Source organism: Acidobacteriota bacterium (assembly GCA_030774055.1).
Classification (GTDB): Bacteria; Acidobacteriota; Terriglobia; order Terriglobales; family Acidobacteriaceae; genus JACPNR01.
The window spans coordinates 1-2080 of the sequence record JALYLW010000150.1 but is presented as its reverse complement, the minus strand read 5'-3'; the positions used below and the strand labels follow the sequence as shown (position 1 = coordinate 2080).

At 65.3% G+C, this 2080-nt stretch carries 3 protein-coding genes; 2 read left to right on the top strand and 1 reads right to left on the bottom strand.

Translation table 11 applies throughout. From position 1 onward, the window contains the following. Nucleotides 1–36: 36 nt before the first annotated feature. Nucleotides 37–300 carry a 30S ribosomal protein S20 gene (gene rpsT, locus M3P27_12365; GenBank protein ID MDP9269103.1) on the bottom strand — a complete coding sequence of 88 codons (264 nt, stop codon included), beginning with the start codon at nt 298–300 and terminating at the stop codon, nt 37–39. Between the two features lie 100 nt (nt 301–400). On the opposite strand from rpsT, the gene M3P27_12360 reads away from it, so the two are divergent. Next, on the top strand, nt 401–1384 hold the full coding sequence (locus tag M3P27_12360; GenBank protein MDP9269102.1) for a hypothetical protein: 984 nt from the start codon (nt 401–403) through the stop codon (nt 1382–1384). Beyond that, a complete protein-coding gene (locus M3P27_12355; protein ID MDP9269101.1) occupies nt 1381–2022 on the top strand; it encodes an AAA family ATPase in 642 nt (213 codons plus the stop codon). The genes M3P27_12360 and M3P27_12355 overlap by 4 nt, the downstream gene beginning before the upstream one ends. The last annotated feature ends 58 nt before the right edge of the window (nt 2023–2080 follow it).

Sequence of the window (2080 nt, the reverse complement as noted above, 5' to 3'; positions counted from 1 at the left end):
CCTTTCGGCCTGCCGGATCCAAAGAAATCTAAGCTCTTACTTCAATTTTGCCAGGCGCGCGCTGAGCCGGCTCTTGTAGCGGCCGGCGGTGTTGCGATGGATGGTCCCCTTCTGGATGGCCTTATCGATGGCCGAGACGGTGGCGCCAAACGCTTCTTGGGCGGCCTTCTTGTCGCCGGCATCGAGGGCGGTGCGGAACTTGCGCATCGCGCCGCGGAAGCGCGAGGTGTTCGACTGGTTGATGCCGGTGCGCTTCGTGGTCTGACGGGCGCGTTTCAGCGCCGAAAAATGGTTTGCCATGGCGGTTCGCTGGTCCTTACGGAAAAGGGATTTCTACCGGAGCAGAATGTAGTATTTTACGGCATCCACCGCACTGGGTCAAACGAAGCCTCACCCCTAAATGGACACCCTCGAGCGCATCAAGGTCCTCATCAACTCCTCCACCCCGATCATCCTGATGGAAACGGTGGAGGAGGAGCGCGCGCTGGCGCTGGTCCGCCAAGCCGCCGCTGAGCTGAACCTGCCGTTATTCGAGTGGAGCATCGCGGACGGCCTCACGCGGTCTGCGAGCGGGGGCAGCCCGTCAGCGCCTGCGCAGAGTAAGACGACGGGCGTTGGGACGGGCGGGGGGACGAACGCGCTTGCCAAGAGGATCGCCGCCGCCAAGCAGGCGATGTACCAGGCGGGCGTGCCGCAGATCGACTTCGGACAGGCCGACACGCAAGCTTCGGCTCAGTCCGGCCCGATACTGAACACGAAAGACGCGGCTGGGGTGCTGGCACACATCGGCACCATGACCATCGACGCCGTGTTTGTGCTGAAAGACTTCCACCGCCAGATGGACGACGCGACCATCGTCCGGCTGCTGCGCGAGGTGGCCCATGACTTTGCGCGCCAGCGCCGGGCGATGATCTTGACTGGGCCGTCGTTCAAGCTGCCCGCGGAGCTGGAAAAGCAGGTCGAGTACGTGGACCTCGGGCTGCCCGACCGCACGCGGTTGCGCGGCATCGTGGGTGAGACATTGCAACGGCTGGCGCTCAAGCGCACGGTCAAATCCACCATCGACGAAGCCGGCATGGAAGCGCTCTGCACCAACCTCACCGGCCTCACCGAGGACGAAGCCGAGCGCGCGGTCACGCAAGCCGTTGTCGGGCGCAACGCATTTTGTCCCGAGGTGGTGACCGATGTTCTCGAGTCGAAGAAAGACATGCTGCGGCGCAGCGGCATGCTCGAGTTCGTGGACGCCGTCGCCGACATGTCGCAGGTCGGCGGTCTCGAGAACCTGAAGAAGTGGATCGCCAAGCGGCGAGCCGCTTTCGAACCGGGCGCGAAAGAATTCGGGCTCGAGCCACCGCGCGGCGTGCGTGGCGGCTGCCGCTGGTGAAGCTCGATACTTCAGCCATCTTCGATAAGTACATCGGCGAGACGGAGAAGCGCGTGCGCAAACTCTTCGCCGTCGCCGAGCAGCTTGCGCCGGTGGTGCTGTGGATCGACGAGCTGGAAAAAGTCTTTGCCGGCTCGGGACCGGACTCCGCCTCCGCCGACGCCGGCGTCTCCGCGCGCCTCTTGGGCGAGTTCCTCTCCTGGATGCAGGACCGCAAGGCCCCGGTGTTCGTGGCGGCCACTTCGAACAACGTGCTGGTGCTGCCGCCGGAGCTGATCCGCAAAGGGCGCTTCGACGAGATCTTCTTTGTCGACTTGCCTAACGCCGCCGAGCGGCGCGCCATCTTGACGCTGCATCTGGCCAAGCGGAAGCGCGATCCCAGGCAGTTCGACCTCGACGCGCTCGTCGCCGCAGCCGAAGGCTACTCCGGCGCCGAGATCGAGGCGGCGGTGCAGGCTTCGCTCTATGCCTCCTTCACCGACAAGAAGCCGCTGACGACCGAGACGGTGGCGGAAGCTATCCGCGACAGCGTGCCGCTCTCGGTCACGCGCGCGGAGGATATTGCGCGCTTGCGTGCGTGGGCGCGCGACCGCGCGGTGGCGGCATCGCTAGCCGACTCGGCGGCAGCAAAGCAGTAGCGCCGCCGTCCCGGCGGCAGTAGCGGTAGCGTCCCGCTACCGCTGGCGAGGGCAGGAT

What these genes read in the sequence shown, in the direction of transcription:
- rpsT (MDP9269103.1), bottom strand. Translation starts at nt 300, where the DNA reads ATGGCAAACCATTTTTCGGCGCTGAAACGCGCCCGTCAGACCACGAAG.
- M3P27_12360 (MDP9269102.1), top strand. Translation starts at nt 401, where the DNA reads ATGGACACCCTCGAGCGCATCAAGGTCCTCATCAACTCCTCCACCCCG.